The organism is Chroococcidiopsis sp. CCNUC1, from assembly GCF_023546805.1.
Taxonomy (GTDB): domain Bacteria; phylum Cyanobacteriota; class Cyanobacteriia; order Cyanobacteriales; family Chroococcidiopsidaceae; genus Chroococcidiopsis; species Chroococcidiopsis thermalis.
On record NZ_CP097481.1, the window covers coordinates 246,283 to 262,260 of the forward strand.

The 15,978-nt window shown below is 46.8% G+C and carries 11 protein-coding genes; 10 read left to right on the forward strand and 1 reads right to left on the reverse strand.

Annotated features, from left to right (window positions below; translation table 11 throughout):
* The first annotated feature begins 77 nt into the window (after positions 1 to 77).
* The 8 genes from M5J74_RS30630 (at position 78) to M5J74_RS30660 (ending at position 12,124) form a co-directional block, all read left to right on the forward strand.
* A complete protein-coding gene (locus M5J74_RS30630; protein ID WP_250017659.1) occupies positions 78 to 1,847 on the forward strand; it encodes an efflux RND transporter periplasmic adaptor subunit in 1,770 nt (589 codons plus the stop codon).
* Positions 1,848 to 2,144: 297 nt separating this feature from the next.
* The gene (locus M5J74_RS30635) at positions 2,145 to 5,267 is read left to right on the forward strand and encodes an efflux RND transporter permease subunit (protein ID WP_250017318.1); all 3,123 of its coding nucleotides are present in this window, start codon (positions 2,145 to 2,147) and stop codon (positions 5,265 to 5,267) included.
* 225 nt (positions 5,268 to 5,492) lie between these two features.
* Positions 5,493 to 6,980 carry a multicopper oxidase family protein gene (locus M5J74_RS30640; protein ID WP_250017319.1) on the forward strand — a complete coding sequence of 496 codons (1,488 nt, stop codon included), beginning with the start codon at positions 5,493 to 5,495 and terminating at the stop codon, positions 6,978 to 6,980.
* A gap of 172 nt (positions 6,981 to 7,152) precedes the next feature.
* Entirely contained in the window at positions 7,153 to 7,647 is a 495-nt protein-coding gene (locus M5J74_RS30645; RefSeq protein WP_250017320.1) for a hypothetical protein, read from the forward strand.
* 346 nt (positions 7,648 to 7,993) lie between these two features.
* The gene (locus tag M5J74_RS30650; RefSeq protein ID WP_250017322.1) at positions 7,994 to 10,411 is read left to right on the forward strand and encodes a response regulator; all 2,418 of its coding nucleotides are present in this window, start codon (positions 7,994 to 7,996) and stop codon (positions 10,409 to 10,411) included.
* A 320-nt stretch (positions 10,412 to 10,731) separates the two neighbouring features.
* Entirely contained in the window at positions 10,732 to 11,262 is a 531-nt protein-coding gene (locus tag M5J74_RS30655; protein WP_250017323.1) for a universal stress protein, read from the forward strand.
* A 194-nt stretch (positions 11,263 to 11,456) separates the two neighbouring features.
* Positions 11,457 to 11,615, forward strand: coding sequence for a hypothetical protein (locus M5J74_RS33760; protein ID WP_371934109.1), 159 nt, complete (start codon positions 11,457 to 11,459; stop codon positions 11,613 to 11,615).
* Positions 11,612 to 12,124: a DUF305 domain-containing protein gene (locus tag M5J74_RS30660; protein WP_371934110.1), complete on the forward strand. Its 513-nt coding sequence runs from the start codon at positions 11,612 to 11,614 to the stop codon at positions 12,122 to 12,124. The genes M5J74_RS33760 and M5J74_RS30660 overlap by 4 nt, the downstream gene beginning before the upstream one ends.
* A gap of 24 nt (positions 12,125 to 12,148) precedes the next feature.
* On the opposite strand, the gene M5J74_RS30665 is transcribed toward M5J74_RS30660, so the two are convergent.
* Complete coding sequence (locus M5J74_RS30665; RefSeq protein WP_250013510.1) at positions 12,149 to 13,180, reverse strand: IS630 family transposase; 1,032 nt, start codon at positions 13,178 to 13,180, stop codon at positions 12,149 to 12,151.
* A gap of 206 nt (positions 13,181 to 13,386) precedes the next feature.
* Here M5J74_RS30665 and M5J74_RS30670 point away from each other — a divergent pair, with 206 nt between their 5' ends.
* Together M5J74_RS30670 and M5J74_RS30675 are read left to right on the forward strand one after the other, a co-directional pair.
* A complete protein-coding gene (locus M5J74_RS30670; protein ID WP_250017324.1) occupies positions 13,387 to 13,563 on the forward strand; it encodes a YHS domain-containing protein in 177 nt (58 codons plus the stop codon).
* Positions 13,564 to 13,675: 112 nt separating this feature from the next.
* A complete protein-coding gene (locus M5J74_RS30675) occupies positions 13,676 to 15,790 on the forward strand; it encodes a heavy metal translocating P-type ATPase (protein WP_371934117.1) in 2,115 nt (704 codons plus the stop codon).
* Positions 15,791 to 15,978: the final 188 nt, after the last annotated feature.

A 15,978-nucleotide genomic window follows, 5' to 3' on the forward strand; every position in this document is an offset into this window, starting at 1 on the left:
TCAGGCAAAAAGTAAAAACCTGCTCGATGCCAACACGGTAAACTTTGCTTCTACGGTACACAAGGACATTTCTAGTGATGCTCAAACCATACCGTCCCCAATCATCTGCACCGCTTCGCCGCATCTCTGGGGCGATCGTCAGTCTCGCAATCCTGATAGCTCCAGTTACTGTGCTAGCTCACGGCGGACACGGAGACGAATTTCAAGGAGGAGGAAGCGAGGCAACTCAAACAGCTGACTCGATTCAAGTTGATGCCGAGACTGCCAAGCGGCTGGGAATCAAAGTAGAACCAGTTAACCGACAGAGATTAGCAGTAGGGCTAAAAACGACCGGACAAATTGAAACTCTGCCCAATAAGCAAGTGGAAGTCACGACACCAATTTCAGGAGCTAAAGTAGCCCAGTTGTTAGTGCAGCCTGGTACTTACGTGCAATTAGGTCAACCCGTTGCCGTTATCTCTACTCCCGATTTAGTAGAACTGCGCGTAACTTCTCAGGAAAAGCGAGCCGAGGCACAAGCAGATTTGCAAAAAGCGCAAGCAGACCTGAGACTAGCACAACAAAACTATCAGCGTTTCTCGCAAATTGCCGCAGCAGAAATCGCCCAGGCACAAAGCCAAGTAGACTTTGCCCAAGAAAAGTCTGACAAAGACCAAATTTTATTGACTAAAGGTGCAATTCCCCGTCGCCAAGCCCTAGAATCCGAAACTCAGCTAGCCGAAGCTAAAGCTAAACTTACCACAGCAGACAGCCGTCGAGACGTAATCGCAGCCGAAGCAGATCTCAAACGCGCTCAGTCGTCCGTGCAAGTGGCTCAGTCCCGCCTCAACCTCAGCGATGCTGCATATCAGACTCGACTGCAACAACTGGGTGCAAAAGCCAATGCTCAAGGACTGGTGACAGTTACGGCTCCCATCTCTGGTAGAGTTGCCGATCGCGAAGTCACTATCGGTCAATCTTTCCAAGACGCAGGTGGCAAGCTGATGACAATTGTGAACGACAGTCGGGTTTATGCTACAGCTAACATCTATGAAAAAGATTTAGATAAAGTTAAAAAGGGTCAGTCAGTCAAAGTCACGGTTGCTTCCATGCCTAATCGCACTTTCACCGGACGCATTGCCGTAATTGGCTCGGTGGTGGAAAGTGAAACGCGGGTCGTACCTGTCAAAGCCGAGATCGATAATTCTAGCGGAGTTCTGAAGCCAGGAATGTTTGCCCAACTAGAGGTGCTAACGGATCGGACATCGACCGCACTCTTGGCAATTCCCAGCTCAGCTGTGGTGGAAGCTAATGACAAGCAGATGGTTTACATCCAAAATGGCAATGCTTACCAAGCAGCTGAAGTCACTCTAGGTCAAACATCTGGAGACATGGTTGAAGTGAAAAGCGGCTTATTTGAGGGGGATGCGATCGTTACCCAACGTGCGCCCCAACTTTACGCACAGTCTTTACGGGGAGGTGGAAAAGGGGCTCCAGCAGCAGACGGAGAAGCCGAAGCACCTCAAGCAAGTAACCTAGGAAAAAGCCCTGCCTCTACAACAGCAGGAGCGCAATTTCCTTGGTGGTTGGCAGGAGCAGCAGGGGGATTAGCAATTGGTACTGCTGCTTTCGCAGCAGGTGCTATTTGGTCTGGTCGTCGCACCAAATCTGGGCTCGTGCCAGCATCTACAGGGGCTGCATACGAAGCAGATGAGTATTCTACCAATGGTAATGGTTCTACTAGATCGACTTACCATACCTCCAAACCAACCGAGCGAGTAGAATCTGTTTCGAGTGAAGAATCATCCTCGATGAACGATAACCATCATCCAAGGAGCCAGCAGTCGGAAGTCAGAGATTGGAAGTAAAGATATTCTTTAACGGTTCCACTTTTTTCTGGGAAAAGCGTCGCTCGTTGCTACATTGGAAGCATTTTACTCAAGCTAAAAGATTCTTCCCGATTGCCGATTTTAGTTTTTGCTGCTGCGTACAATTGTATTTTTGATTAAATCAACGTGAAAAGAATCTATTTTCAAAGTGGATTTCATTTCAATTTCGTCTTCTTGTGGAAAATTGAATAGAGTAACTGACCGCTAACATCGTGACTCATCTAGTAAGGATGAGTAGTTTCAGAAAGCAGCTATCTCTCGCTCAAAGTTTAGAAAATGCTTAACTCTATCCTCAAGTGGTCGATCGTTCAACGCTGGCTGGTTGTTCTAGGTGCAATTATTGTCACTGTATTAGGAATTTACAACCTAACGCAAATGCCCTTAGATGTTTTTCCTAACTTTGCGCCGCCCCAGGTTGAGATTCAAACAGAAGCACCAGGACTGGCTCCAGAAGAAGTCGAGTCTTTAATTACATTGCCAATTGAAAGTGCTATCAATGGTACGCCTGGAGTCACAACGGTACGCTCGTCCTCTGCGGTTGGAATTTCTGTTGTCAAAGTAATTTTTAGCTGGGACACTAATGTATTTCAAGCTCGCCAGTTGGTGACAGAACGATTGCAGCAAGCACAAAGTAAGTTGCCTCAGAACATTGAGCCACCGCAAATTTCTCCAACTAGCTCTCCCATTGGCACAGTCCTCCAATATGCATTTACTGCTGAAACTACGCCGTTAATGGAAGTCAGGCGGCTGGTCGATCGCGATATTACTAACCGTCTGCTGGCAGTGCCAGGTGTTTCTCAAGTCATCGCTTATGGGGAGATATGTCGCCAGTATCAAGTGTTGGTTGACCCTGCTAAGTTAAAAGCCTTCAACGTCTCCTTGGCGGAAGTCACCGAAGCAGCACAAACAGCGAATACCAATGCGGCTGGGGGCTTTCTCGTTAGCCCAGACCAAGAATTATTAATTCGGGGATTGGGGCGAATTTCATCAATCGAGGAATTGAAGCAGTCAGTAGTTACTGCCCGCAATGGCAAGCCCGTACTATTGAGTGATGTAGCTGACGTGCAAATTGGCGCAGCCTTGCAGCGGGGTGATGGTAGTTTAAACGGTCAGCGAGCAATTGTGGTTATGGTTAACAAGCAACCCCAAGCTGATACTCCGACCGTGACAAAAGCGATTGAAGCCGCGATTGAAGACATTAAGCCCAGCCTGCCTCAAGATGTTAAAGTTACCGTTTCTTTTCGCCAGCAAAACTTCATCGACGATGCAATTAAGAATGTTGAAGATTCCCTGCGCGACGGCATCATTATTGTTTCCGTTATCTTAGTGCTATTTTTGATGAATTGGCGTACCGCCGTCATTACTCTCAGCGCCATTCCTTTATCAATACTGATTGGACTGCTAATTTTGAATTGGTTTGGACAAGGCATCAACACGATGACTTTGGGAGGACTAGCAGTGGCAATTGGCTCGGTGGTGGATGACTCAATCGTAGATATGGAAAATGCCTACCGAGGGTTGCGGAAAAACCAGCTAGCAGGAAATCCAGTTCATCCGTTCCAAGTGGTCTATGACACATCAGTAGAAGTGCGCGTTAGCGTGCTATTCTCCACGATAATTATCGCTGTTGTTTTTGCCCCAATTTTTACGCTGACTGGAGTAGAAGGTCGAATTTTTGCCCCAATGGGGTGGCTTGACTTGGTATCGATTTTTGCTTCAACCCTGGTAGCAATGACGCTCTCGCCAGCCTTATGTGCCATTTTGTTAGCCAACCGCCGATTACCAGAGGAAGAAACTTGGATTTCACGCTGGTCTCAACGGCTGTACCGTCCGCTACTCCGATTTTCCATTCGCGTTCCGAGTGTGATTCTGGCGATCGCAGTGGCTTTATTTGTCGCATCCGCGATCGTTTTGCCGTCGCTCGGACGAGTGTTTTTGCCAGAGTTTCAAGAGCGATCGCTTGTCAATGCTATGTTGTTATACCCTGGTGTTTCTTTGGAAGCCACAAATAAGTCGGGATGGCAAGTTCAAGAGGCGCTTAAAGGCGATCCTCGGTTTGAGTCCGTGCAGTTACGCTCTGGACGTGCGCCTGGAGATGCAGATGCGGGTGGTGTCAACTTAGGACACGTAGATATGGAAATTAGCGATGAAGGAATGAAAGACCGAGAAGCAACGATTGAAAAGGTTAGAGCCGAATTTGCGAAGTTACCAGGAGTTGCTCCTAGTATTGGTGGTTTTATTTCTCACCGGATGGATGAGGTATTATCTGGGGTGAGAAGTGCGATCGCCGTGAAAATTTTCGGTCCCGAACTTGAGGAACTACGCAGTATTGGCGCAGAAGTTCAGACAGCCATGAGCAGCGTTCAAGGTGTCGTAGATTTGCAGCTAGAACCCCAAGTGCCAATCAAACAGGTACAAATTCAATTCGATCGTCCAGCTGCGGCTCGTTACGGTCTTTCAGTCGGTCAACTAGCAGAAACGATTGAAACGGCATTAAACGGGCAAGTCGTCTCCCAAGTGCTGCGAGAGCAACAGTTATTCGATTTGTTGGTGTGGTTAAAACCGAGCGATCGCAATAATTTAGAAACTATTCGCAACTTGCTCGTCGATACTCCTAACGGACAGAAAATTCCTTTAGCTACTGTTGCTAATATTGACTACGGTACTGGTCCCAATACCATCAATCGGGAAAATGTATCGCGATTAATTGTTGTTTCTGCTAATGTATCCGGTCGAGATTTAGGTTCTGTTATTGAAGATATCCGAGCCAATGTTAAACAACAAGTGCAACTGCCATCGGGTTACTTTATTCAATACGGCGGTCAGTTTGAATCCGAGCAACGGGCTACCCAAAACTTACTAGTATTCGGCACATTGGCTATTGTCGTTATTGCAGTTTTAATGTACTTTGCCGTCAAATCCATATCTGCCATGTTAATGATTATGATTAATTTACCCTTGGCTTTGGTGGGAGGCATTTTTTCAGTGGCTTTGGGTGGTGGTGTCCTCTCGGTAGCTTCAATGGTGGGATTTATCACTTTGTTTGGAGTCGCCACGCGCAACGGCTTGCTGTTAGTAGAAAACTATAACGCCAAGTTAGCAAAGGGAATGCCGTTGAAGACAGTTCTATTTGAGGGTTCTATGGAACGATTGGCAGCTATTTTGATGACAGCACTTACATCAGCACTAGGCATGGTTCCACTGGTGATTGGTAGTGGAGCGGGTAAGGAAATTTTGCAACCTTTAGCGATTGTGGTGTTGGGTGGATTATTTACTTCTACGGCATTAACCCTGTTAGTTCTTCCGGCTTTGTATTCTCAATTTAGTAGGTTCCTGATACCTAAGCGAAACGTCTCAATTGTAGAGGATAGTAAAGTAGTTAGAGCAGTCTCAGAATAATGCTGGAAAGTCTTAACAACTGTCTTATGTGCTGAAAACTTTTAGGACATTTAATCCAGATTTCACTTTCTCCTGAGATATTAATTTAGTAGACAGATTTTTAGATGCGATCGCTACCTATCTTAACTGAATGAATAGCCTTGGTAAGGAGCTATTTCTGGAGAATCTTAAAAATTACAGGCTCATCTCTCAATCTTGCAGGCTTTGCCCTGTAAAGGAAAGACTATGGTAAAAGTTAATCGCCGACAGTTTATCATCCTCAGCACTGCTAGTGCAGTGACTGCATCAGTCGCTAGCATTGCATTGGCACAAAACAACAGGAATCCCTTCAAATCCCAAGCCTTGTCCCCAAAATTTTACAAAAGTGCTGGCAGTTTACTAAAGCTTGACTTGGAAGCAAGTTCTCGCCCTATAAGTTTGGGAGGCAAACGAGCATATCTTCTGGGCTATAACGGACAAGTACCCGCTCCTCGGCTCGAAGCTCAAGCAGGAGATACAGTCCGCATCCGCTTCACTAACAACCTTACCCAACCCACTAACCTACACTATCATGGGTTACACGTTACCCCCGTAGGCAACGCAGATAATGCTTTCCTCGACATTCCACCCAGAGAGAGTTTGACCTACGAATTTACGCTCCCGAAAAACCACCCATCCGGCACGTTCTGGTATCATCCCCATCGTCACGGCTATGTGGCAGAACAGGTATTTGGTGGATTAGCAGGTTTATTTATTATTCGGGGTGAGTTGGATGAGATTTCTGAAATTCAAGCTGCGAAAGAGGAATTTTTAATTTTACAAGATTTTGCTTTAGATGGAAACGGACGGATTCAGTCTCCAAACCATATGGATATGATGATGGGGCGCGAGGGAGAACTACTGACTGTCAACGGTCAAATCAAACCTACTTTCTCCATTGCTTCTGGTGGCTTACTACGCTTGCGATTCCTCAATGCTTCACCTTCTCGGTTCTACCGCCTCGCTCTCGAAAACCATCCCTTCTACTTAATTGCTACAGACGGGGGAGCTTTAGCCGAACCTGTGGAACTCAAAGAGCTGCTACTTGCGCCTGGAGAACGAGTAGAGGTATTGGTGCGTGGGGAAAGAGAGCCAAAGCAGTACCGCTTGTTAAATTTACCCTACAACCGAGGTGGGATGGAAATGATGGAAGATGAAATGAATATGATGGGTGGTAGCAGCCACATGATGGGGGGAAAGTCCCAGGTAAATCCCCAAATTTTAGCAACTCTGACTTATCAAGGTTCTGTCTCTACCTTACCTTTACCCAAACAGCTCATTCCTGTAGAAACTCTCCCAGAACCGAAGACAGTCAGACGGTTAGAATTGTCAATGGAGGAGAAAATGACTCCTGGTATGGGGATGAGCTTTACATTCAACGGGAAAGCTTTCGATCCAAATCGCATTGATGCCCAAGTTAGGTTGAATACAGTTGAAGATTGGGAATTAGTTAACGTCGATCCAGACCGCATGGATCATCCTTTCCATTTGCACGTCAATCCTTTTCAAGTCATAACGCGCAACGGAAAACCAGAACCCTATCGCGCTTGGAAAGATACTGTTCTGGTGCGTGGAGGTGAAACTGTCCGCATCCGCATTCCCTTTCGCGATTTTTCTGGTAAGACCGTTTATCACTGTCACGTTCTCGATCATGAAGATCTAGGAATGATGGGGATTGTGAATATACAGGCTTGACACTATCAGTCATTTAGTCATTCCAGCTTTGTATTCTCTATTTGACAAGTTTTTAGTTCCCAGAAAGACCATACCGATACAAAATATTGAAGCTGCTCAAGGTTCACCTGTATAAACTTACTTGTCAGCTAGTTTTTTCAATCTTTAACCATTTCAACTCAGGAGTCAATCAATGAAATTATTGCAATTTGGCGCGATCGCTCTAGGTAGTGTAGGAATGCTCGTTTTAGGGGCTTTTAGCCATAGCGATCGCGCCACCAGTTACGCCAGCAGCTCAAATACTAAAGCTGCGGAAATTGTAGTGGCAAAGAATGAATTAGTCGAGAAAGCAGGTACATCTAAAGATAGTAAAAGTAAAAAAGGCGGTCAGGTTGTAGAGGCAGGTGCTTACCATCTAGAACTAGTACCTGAAAAAGAAGCTAATGGAACTCACTTGGATCTCTATTTACAGAGAGGGGACAATCACGAAGCAATTCCTAACGCTAAAGTCACGGCTCAAGTTCAGTCGCCTGACGGAACGCAAAAAAACTTAAATTTTAAATACGATCCCAGCGGGAAGCACTATACAACCTTGCTGCCTGGGAAAGCAACTGGTCAGTATCAGATGAAAGTTACTGCCGATATTAAGGGTGAAAAGGTAAACGGACGTTTTAGTTTTAAGCAATAATCCGAGCAGACTGCATTGCCGATCGTCGTCATATTTCACCAGTACAGTCAAAGACACGGCTTTTGTGTCCTTGACTGGCAGGTTAATGCTTAGCTTAACTGCACTCGGCTCAGCAGCATGGCATCGATCGCCACATTGACAGTAGACAAGCTCATAACTTTTTAACTATCTTCTAATGACTGAAACTAGGCAGTCATTAGAGAAAATTTATAGCAAAATATTAGCTTTATACCGATATTTCATCCTGATTTCATCCCGACCTGCAAATATTGAATATATGGAAGTATTATCGCGACCAGTCGTAGGGAACGCTGTGCTTTCTACTACTTAACATCTGTAACAAGCTGTGAAGATTCTAGTTGTCGAAGATGACGAAGCTGTTGCAAACGTGCTGTCTCTACTTCTCTCCAGGCATAACTATGCTGTGGAAGTTGCTGCAGATGGGCAAATAGCTTGGGAATTAATTGAAGTTTATGACTACGACCTCATTTTACTCGATGTTTTATTGCCAAAACTAGATGGCATTAGTCTTTGCCAGCGGCTGCGATCGCACGGCTATCAGATGCCAATTCTGCTGCTTACAGGTCAGGATAACAGCCAAGATAAAGCAATTGGGTTAGATGCTGGAGCAGACGATTATATTGTAAAACCGTTTGAACAGCAGGAGTTACTCGCTCGCATCCGTGCTCTACTACGTCGAGCAAGCGTTAATCCTGCTCCAGTTCTAGAGTGGGGAAGCTTGCAACTAAATCCAGCAACGGGTGAAGTGACGTATGCAGAAAATTTGCTGTCACTCACCCCTAAAGAGTATGCGCTGCTGGAACTATTTTTACGCAATAGTCGGCGAGTGTTTAGCTATGGTGCGATCCAAGACCATCTATGGGCATATGAGGATGTTCCTAGTGAAGATGCCGTTAGAACTCATATCAAAACTTTACGACAAAAACTCAGAACAGCAGGCGCTCCGGCTGATTCGATCGAGACTGTCTATGGCATTGGTTATCGCCTAAAACCCTTAGAGTCGAAAGCTAAAAATCGTCAGTTAGAATCATTTAACTTGCCATCCACTGCTAAGGACGAACCTATTGAGCAGCAGACGCTAACAGCCCTGTCCGGAGTTTGGAATCGATTCAAAGCAAGAGTTAACAAACAGATAGAAATACTCCAACAAGCTGCTACTGCTTTAATGAATCAGGCATTGGATCGGGAGTTGCGGCAGCAGGCAGAACAGGAAGCCCACACCTTAGCTGGTTCGCTGGGTACATTTGGTTTTACTGAAGGTTCCCAACTAGCTAATCGTATTGAGCGGCTGCTTCAAGCGGGCGAATCTCTAAAGCAAAACGAGATCGTTTGCCTGTGCGAACTGGTGGCTGCTCTGCGCCAAGAAGTCAAACAAGCCCCTGAAGAATTGAATGTAGCGACTTACGAGGAACCGATCGATGGTAGCGATCCTCGCCCCCTATTATTAGTAGTGGATAGCGATCGCCCTTGGGCAGAACAGGTCGTGAAGGAAGCCGCTAGCTGGGGATTTCGAGGAGCGATCGCTTCAACCCTCGTTCAAGCAACAGCTAGACTGGAAGAGCAAAGCCCCACCATTGCCCTGTTCGATCCTACTATTGCCCAACCTACAGAAGACAGCCTAACGTTGCTAGTAAAACTTAACAACTGGACACCCCCCATACCAGTATTGGTCTGTACTGCCCAAGGTAGTTTAACCGAACGATTAGAAGTGGCTAGACTCGGTGGACAAGCCTTTTTGCATAAGCCAGTCACTCCAACCCAAACGTTAGAAGCAGTTCTACAAGTACAGCAACGAGTAGAAATGTTTCGGCAGATAGGAATTTGCGGCGTTACAGCAGTCCGTGTCATGATAGTAGACGACGATCCAAAAATCCTGGCAGCTCTACGCACCTTATTAGAGCCTTGGGGATTGCAAGTCACGACTCTGGAAGATCCACAGCAATTTTGCCAGATTCTAGAAGCAACGCTACCGGATTTGCTAATTTTGGATGTCGGAATGCCGAACGTTAGCGGCATCGAACTCTGTCGAATTGTCCGCAACGATTCCCACTGGGGTAGTTTGCCCATTATTTTCTTGACGGCTCATATAGATAGCTCCACCGTGAATCAAGTGTTTGCTACAGGCGCGGATGACTTCGTTAGTAAACCTATTGTAGGTCCAGAATTAGTTAGCCGCATTCTCAATCGCCTAGAACGCATTCAACTCCTGCGGAGTAGAACCGAGATCGACCAGATGACAATGGTGTATAACCGTCAGAAGTCCGTGCAAGCCACCAACCAACTGCTTTGCCTAGCTCGTCAACAAGGTCAACCGCTTTGTTTAGCATTTCTAGACATAGATTGCCTGAAGCAAATCAACGACCGCTATGGCTACAGTACTGGAGACATTGTACTGCGTCAATGCGGGCAGTTACTGCGGCAGATTTTTCAGCAACAGGCTGTGGTAGCCCGTTGGGTTGGAGAAGAATTTGTCGTTACCCTATACGGCGCAACTAAAGCGGAGGGAGTAGAGAGACTTTTTAGAGTCTCGCAAACTCTACGTCAGCAAAGGTTTACATCAACTGACAGAGATCGTCAGTTTCGGGTTACGGTCAGTGCTGGCATCGCTCAATATCCTGATGACGGAACCGATCTAGATTCTCTATATCGTGCTGCACGAGCCGCTCTTCATCAATCTAAGTTAGCTGGATGCGATTGCATTTTCTCTGCGGGAACCTCTAGCTCTATTCTCGCTTCCTCATAACTTCCTCAGATTGTCTGCCTAAGCTCAGAAAGTAAGGGAAAGTTAGCACCCCGTTCTAGACGATTTCTATGAAAGAAATCGGATTGGGGCAGCAGCATTTAGCGTTCCCTTTGATTGGATTGCAGACTGAAAGACAAGCCGAGCCGGAGGCAAGAAAACAATGAAAGTAGGCGAATTTTGCCCTCTCGCACCTCTAAATCCAACTCTCCGAAAAAAGAATATAGAAAAAACTTTTAAAAGGTAAAAGATGAAACTTCGATTGAAATATTTGCGGGAAATGACTAAGCGATTCACACTTCTTCTCATATCCTAAATGCCCTATGTTTCAAAAAATCCTCACAGCACTGGACAAATCTGAAATTAGCAGGCATGTTTTTGAGGAAGCTCTTGCTTTGGCAAAAGCTAATGGAGCTAGTTTGTTGCTGTTGCACGTTTTATCAGTTGACGAAGAGGATAATCCTCTTGTTGCCGGACGTAATAGTTGGAACTACGACCCAAAAGCAATCTGTGCCGCTGTAGAAAGCTTTCAAAAGCATTGGCAGGAGTACGAACAGCAAGGGCTAGAGTTATTGCGATCGCGCACTGCCCAAGCAACTGCTGCTGGGGTGAGGGCAGAATTTACCCAAAATCTCGGCGGTCCTGGTGCATGTATTTGTGCAGTAGCTCGTGCCTGGGGTGCCGATCTGATCGTAGTGGGACGGCGGAGACTTTCGGTTTGGCGCGAATTAGTGCCAGGTAGCGTCAGCAGTTACGTGCTTCACCACGCTCCCTGCACCGTGATGGCAGTGCAGTATCCTGTTAAGAAAAATATACCTACTCTCCGCCCTCAGCCATTAAAGTTACTATCCTGAATAAATTTTGATTGAACTCCCTTGAACCCACAATGCTTGTGTTAAAAGCGTTACGTTGTTGCAACTTACTTTGAATCTGGGAACGGGCGCTAGGGAAGCCTCTTGTTGACTCGTCCACTCATAACTTCCTCATAGTCTTAACTTAGGATCGCAACTAAAGACAATTTCGGTTATTCATCTAGTCAGGTGAAGCTATGAATAAAGTATTAATTTATACTCTCTTAGGATTATTGACCGCTAGCGCGATCGCCAGTACCGCTATAGAGGGCACGCAAGCTCAATCTCCAAGAACGCAACAAGATCTGCATCACCCCTCTTCTGCTCAAGCTACCCCTCTCGCCGAGGGACGATGATGCAGGAAGTCGATCGGCACTTCATCGAAATGATGATACCCCATCACGAGGATGCGGTGGAGATGGCTAAGCTGGCATTAAGCCGCGCCAAACGCCCAGAAATCAAAAAACTGGCTTCAAACATCATCAAAGACCAAAATCGAGAGATCGAGCAAATGCAGACCTGGTACAAACAGTGGTACGGCACTGAAGTACCTGCTGCACCGATGGCTGGCATGGGAATGATGGGCAGAGGGCAAGGAATGATGGGAACGTCTATGCGCCCAGGTATGGAGATGCATTTGGACACTTTGAAGGATGCCTCTGACTTTGATCGGGCATTTATCCGCGAGATGATACCCCATCACCAAATGGCAGTGATGATGTCGCGGATGGTTGTTAATAGCGGTACTCAGCCAGAACTTCGCAACTTAGCTCAATCCATGATTAAAACTCAAACTGCTGAAATCGAGCAGATGCTGCAATGGTATCGAGCCTGGTATCAGGCTACTCCTAGACAAAGTTACTAACCAGAGCATAGAATAGTGAACAGTTTAGGCAGCTGCGTAAGCAACATGTTTCTCGTGGAAGAAGTTTTGCACAACGTGAGGGAAACGTTGTGTACTACGTAAATAGCTGCGGATGTTGCCAATCATCTCGGTTTTGTTTTTGGCGCGTTGCCGTCCGACAGCATTGGCTTTAATATCGTGGTTGAGTAACTCATCAGGGTTTAATTCGGGACTGTAAGCAGGTAAGAAAAACATGCGGATGCGGTCGGAGTGTTTTTCTAGCCATTTATGCACTGCACGAGAACGATGCACTGGATGACCATCGACAATCAAAAATACCTTCTGGGCGCTATGACGAACCAAACGACGCAGAAAATCGAGCATGACTGTAGTGTCAAAGCGTTGTGTAAACACTTTGAAGCATAACTTGCCACGATTGGTAATAGTTGAGATTAAATTACAGCGAAACCGTTTGCCTGTAGCCGATACAATAGGTGTTTGTCCAGAACGCCCATAACTACGTCCGGCTTGATAGTCAGAACACACTCCCATCTCGTCACCCCAATGAATTTCGGCTCCCTCGCGGTGAGCATCTCGACAAATTTGGGGATATTCAGTCTCTAGCCATCGCTGAACCGCCAAAGGGTCTTGCTCATAGGCACGTCGCAGTGGTTTTTGTGGCGTAAAGCTCCATTTTTTCAAATAACGTCCAACTGTCCACACTGACACTGATAGCTCAAATCGCTTTGCCAGAAACTGTTGCACCGCTTCGCGCGTCCACAAATAGAAGGGCAATCCTAATTGATCCGGACACTTCTGCTCAATTAGCCTGACTGCCGTTGCTGCTTGATGAGGTAGCAACCGCGAGCTAGAGCGTGGACCACGCTTTTTTGCTTTTAATGCTTTTGCTCCCTCTGTCGCTGTAGCTTTTGTCCAATGATGTATTGCCGTGCGCGACACCTGAAATACACGCGATGCCTCTGATTTACTCATGCCATTTTCAATCGCATTCACGACTCGATACCTTAGCGCTTCTTGGGCAGAAGCTGACATATGACGAGCGTCTTTGAGTTTCATCACTGACTCCGGACGTGTCTACACCTACCATGTTAACTAATCTCTGCTCTGGTTAGTAACTTAGTTTTCTTGGCTATCTTGGGGCGGTCGGGCGATCGCTAGTTCCGAGCGACCTACCGCTTTAATCTTGGCGGTCTTCCCATCGAGACCCCTACCTCTACCCTGAACCCATTTTTTCTTGCATAGCTACAAGAGGATAGTTAAATATGTTTGGATTTCTTAGGCGTAAGCGCAAACAAAGCAACGACCAGATGGCGCAAGACCCTATTTGCGGCATGACAGTTGAGAAAGCTACCGCGCTCAAGTCAGAGCGGGATGGGGAGACATATTATTTTTGCAGTCCCCACTGCCAGCGTACTTTTGAGTCACAAACAGCAGAATAAAGCAAAGCCAGAACTCCCTCTAAAACTCATCCAAGGAGCTGACAGAATGGCTACAAACCACTCGCATCACGGACATAAGCATGGAAGCGCAGTAGCACCGAATCCAAATGAGATGGCGAAAGACCCCATCTGCGGTATGGTGATTCCCAAAGCCACATCACTAAAGACGGAACGAAGTGGGCGCGCTTACTATTTTTGCAGTCAAAGTTGCCTGAACACGTTTTTAGATCCCGAAAGAGAACTCAAATCGATGCGCAAGCGCGTCACCATTGCCTTAACGGGAGTGCTGCTACTGGCGATCATGCGTGCCGCTGCTTTCATTGGTCTGGCAGCAGGTGTAACTTTAGTGACTTGGGTTCCCATTCCAGCCCTACCTTGGTTCACTTGGGGCGTGTGGCTATTCATCCTGACTACACCAGTTCAGTTCATCGGTGGGTGGTCGTTTTACGTCGGGTCGTGGAACGCCATTCGCAGCCGCCACATCAATATGGATTTCCTGATCGCGCTAGGCACAACGGTTGCTTACATCTACAGCGTGGTCGTAGTCTTTTTCCCTAACATCCTACCTGTCAAAGTTGCCGAGCGCGAAGTTTACTTTGAAGTATCTGCCATTATCATTGCCTTTGTTTTGTTGGGCAAGTACATGGAGGAAATCATCAAAAAGAATTCCTCAGCAGCCATCCGCAAACTATTGGATCTAAAGCCTGCAACTGCCAAAGTGATTCGGGACGGCATGGAAATGGAAATTCCAGCAGAGAGCGTCATGGTTGACGAAACGATTGTCGTTCGCCCAGGAGAGCGAATTCCCACGGATGGAGTTGTTTTAGATGGGGCTTCTTCTGTGGATGAATCGATGCTAACCGGAGAATCAATTCCGGTAGAGAAAGGAGCGGGAGCAGAGGTGATTGGTGGAACGCTAAACCGCACGGGACTTTTCCACTTCCGAGCCACCCGCGTGGGGGCAGAAACAGCACTGGCACAAATCATCAAGTTTGTAGAAGAGGCGCAAAACAGCAGTGCTCAAGTTCAGCGGCTGGCAGATACAGTGACTGGTTACTTCGTTCCAGCAGTCGTCATTATTGCGGTACTTGCCTTTGTGGGCTGGTTGCTAGTAGGGAATTTTCCGCAAGCCTTACTGTCATTTATTGCGGTACTAATTATTTCCTGTCCTTGTGCTTTAGGAGTAGCCACTCCTGCTGCTCTGATGGTAGGTGTAGGCAAAGGTGCGGAAAACGGCATTTTGATCCGAGGTGGTGAAGTTCTAGAGCGGGCGCAAAAGCTTTCTACTGTAGTTTTTGATAAAACTGGAACGCTGACTAAAGGCGAGCCTAGCGTCACGGACGTGGTTCAGTTGTCAGAACGTCCAAAAGATGAAGTTCTGCGGCTAGCGGCTGCGGTGGAAATAGGTTCGGAACATCCTTTAGGTGAGGCGATCGTGCGGGCAGCTAAACATCAGACGATAGATATTCCTAAAGTCAATAATTTTGAAGCGATTCCCGGACACGGTATTCGAGGAGAAGTCAATGGCGATCGCGTCATCTTGGGCAATCGCCGTTTGTTCCAACAACAAGGCTATTCCTTGACTCCAGAGGTGGAAAGCCGATTGTCTCAATTAGAGATGGATGGCAAAACTGCCATGCTGGTTGGTTGCAATGGTCTACTAGTAGGGATTGTTGCAGTAGCGGATACGCTCAAGCCCGAAGCCGAACAAGCAATCGCCGCCCTGCGTCGTGAAAGAGTCAAAGTTGTCTTGCTGACTGGAGACAACCAACGCACTGCGGAGGCGATCGCCCGTCAAGTGGGGATCGATCGGGTGATTGCCGAAGTGTTACCTAGCGATAAAGCCGAAGTTGTGAAGAGAATCCAACAACGCGGCGAAGTAGTTGCAATGGTAGGTGACGGAGTAAACGATGCTCCTGCACTCGCGACCGCTGATATTGGTATTGCTATTGGCTCTGGTGCCGATGTTGCCAAAGAGACAGGGGGCATTATTCTAGTGAAAAACGACGTGCGCGATGTCGTGGCAGCAATTCGCCTTTCCCGCGCCACCATGCGTAAGATTAAACAAAATCTGTTCTGGGCTTTCATCTACAACACAATCGGGCTTCCCATTGCTGCCTTCGGTTACTTAAGTCCAATTATTGCCGCAGCTGCGATGGCTTTGAGTTCTCTATCTGTGATTGTTAATTCGTCGCTGTTAAAAGGATTTAAGTTATCCAACACATAGTCATAGATCGGTAATGAGAGGTTTTTATGAGTTACCAGCGCCAGCATTATCCCGTTTCACTTAATAGCTTATCTACAAAGCAAGCACTGTTCGTCGCCTTCGCTACCTCCACTTTTTTGCTAGTAGCAGGTTATCGCTTACCTATAGTTTCTATTTTGCTCTTTGCTTTGCCCCTGGGGGTTCTCTTA

What these genes read in the sequence shown, in the direction of transcription:
- M5J74_RS30675 (WP_371934117.1), top strand. Translation starts at nt 13,676, where the DNA reads ATGGCGAAAGACCCCATCTGCGGTATGGTGATTCCCAAAGCCACATCA.
- M5J74_RS30640 (WP_250017319.1), top strand. Translation starts at nt 5,493, where the DNA reads ATGGTAAAAGTTAATCGCCGACAGTTTATCATCCTCAGCACTGCTAGT.
- M5J74_RS30635 (WP_250017318.1), top strand. Translation starts at nt 2,145, where the DNA reads ATGCTTAACTCTATCCTCAAGTGGTCGATCGTTCAACGCTGGCTGGTT.
- M5J74_RS30655 (WP_250017323.1), top strand. Translation starts at nt 10,732, where the DNA reads ATGTTTCAAAAAATCCTCACAGCACTGGACAAATCTGAAATTAGCAGG.
- M5J74_RS33760 (WP_371934109.1), top strand. Translation starts at nt 11,457, where the DNA reads ATGAATAAAGTATTAATTTATACTCTCTTAGGATTATTGACCGCTAGC.
- M5J74_RS30660 (WP_371934110.1), top strand. Translation starts at nt 11,612, where the DNA reads ATGATGCAGGAAGTCGATCGGCACTTCATCGAAATGATGATACCCCAT.
- M5J74_RS30665 (WP_250013510.1), bottom strand. Translation starts at nt 13,180, where the DNA reads ATGAAACTCAAAGACGCTCGTCATATGTCAGCTTCTGCCCAAGAAGCG.
- M5J74_RS30645 (WP_250017320.1), top strand. Translation starts at nt 7,153, where the DNA reads ATGAAATTATTGCAATTTGGCGCGATCGCTCTAGGTAGTGTAGGAATG.
- M5J74_RS30670 (WP_250017324.1), top strand. Translation starts at nt 13,387, where the DNA reads ATGTTTGGATTTCTTAGGCGTAAGCGCAAACAAAGCAACGACCAGATG.
- M5J74_RS30630 (WP_250017659.1), top strand. Translation starts at nt 78, where the DNA reads ATGCTCAAACCATACCGTCCCCAATCATCTGCACCGCTTCGCCGCATC.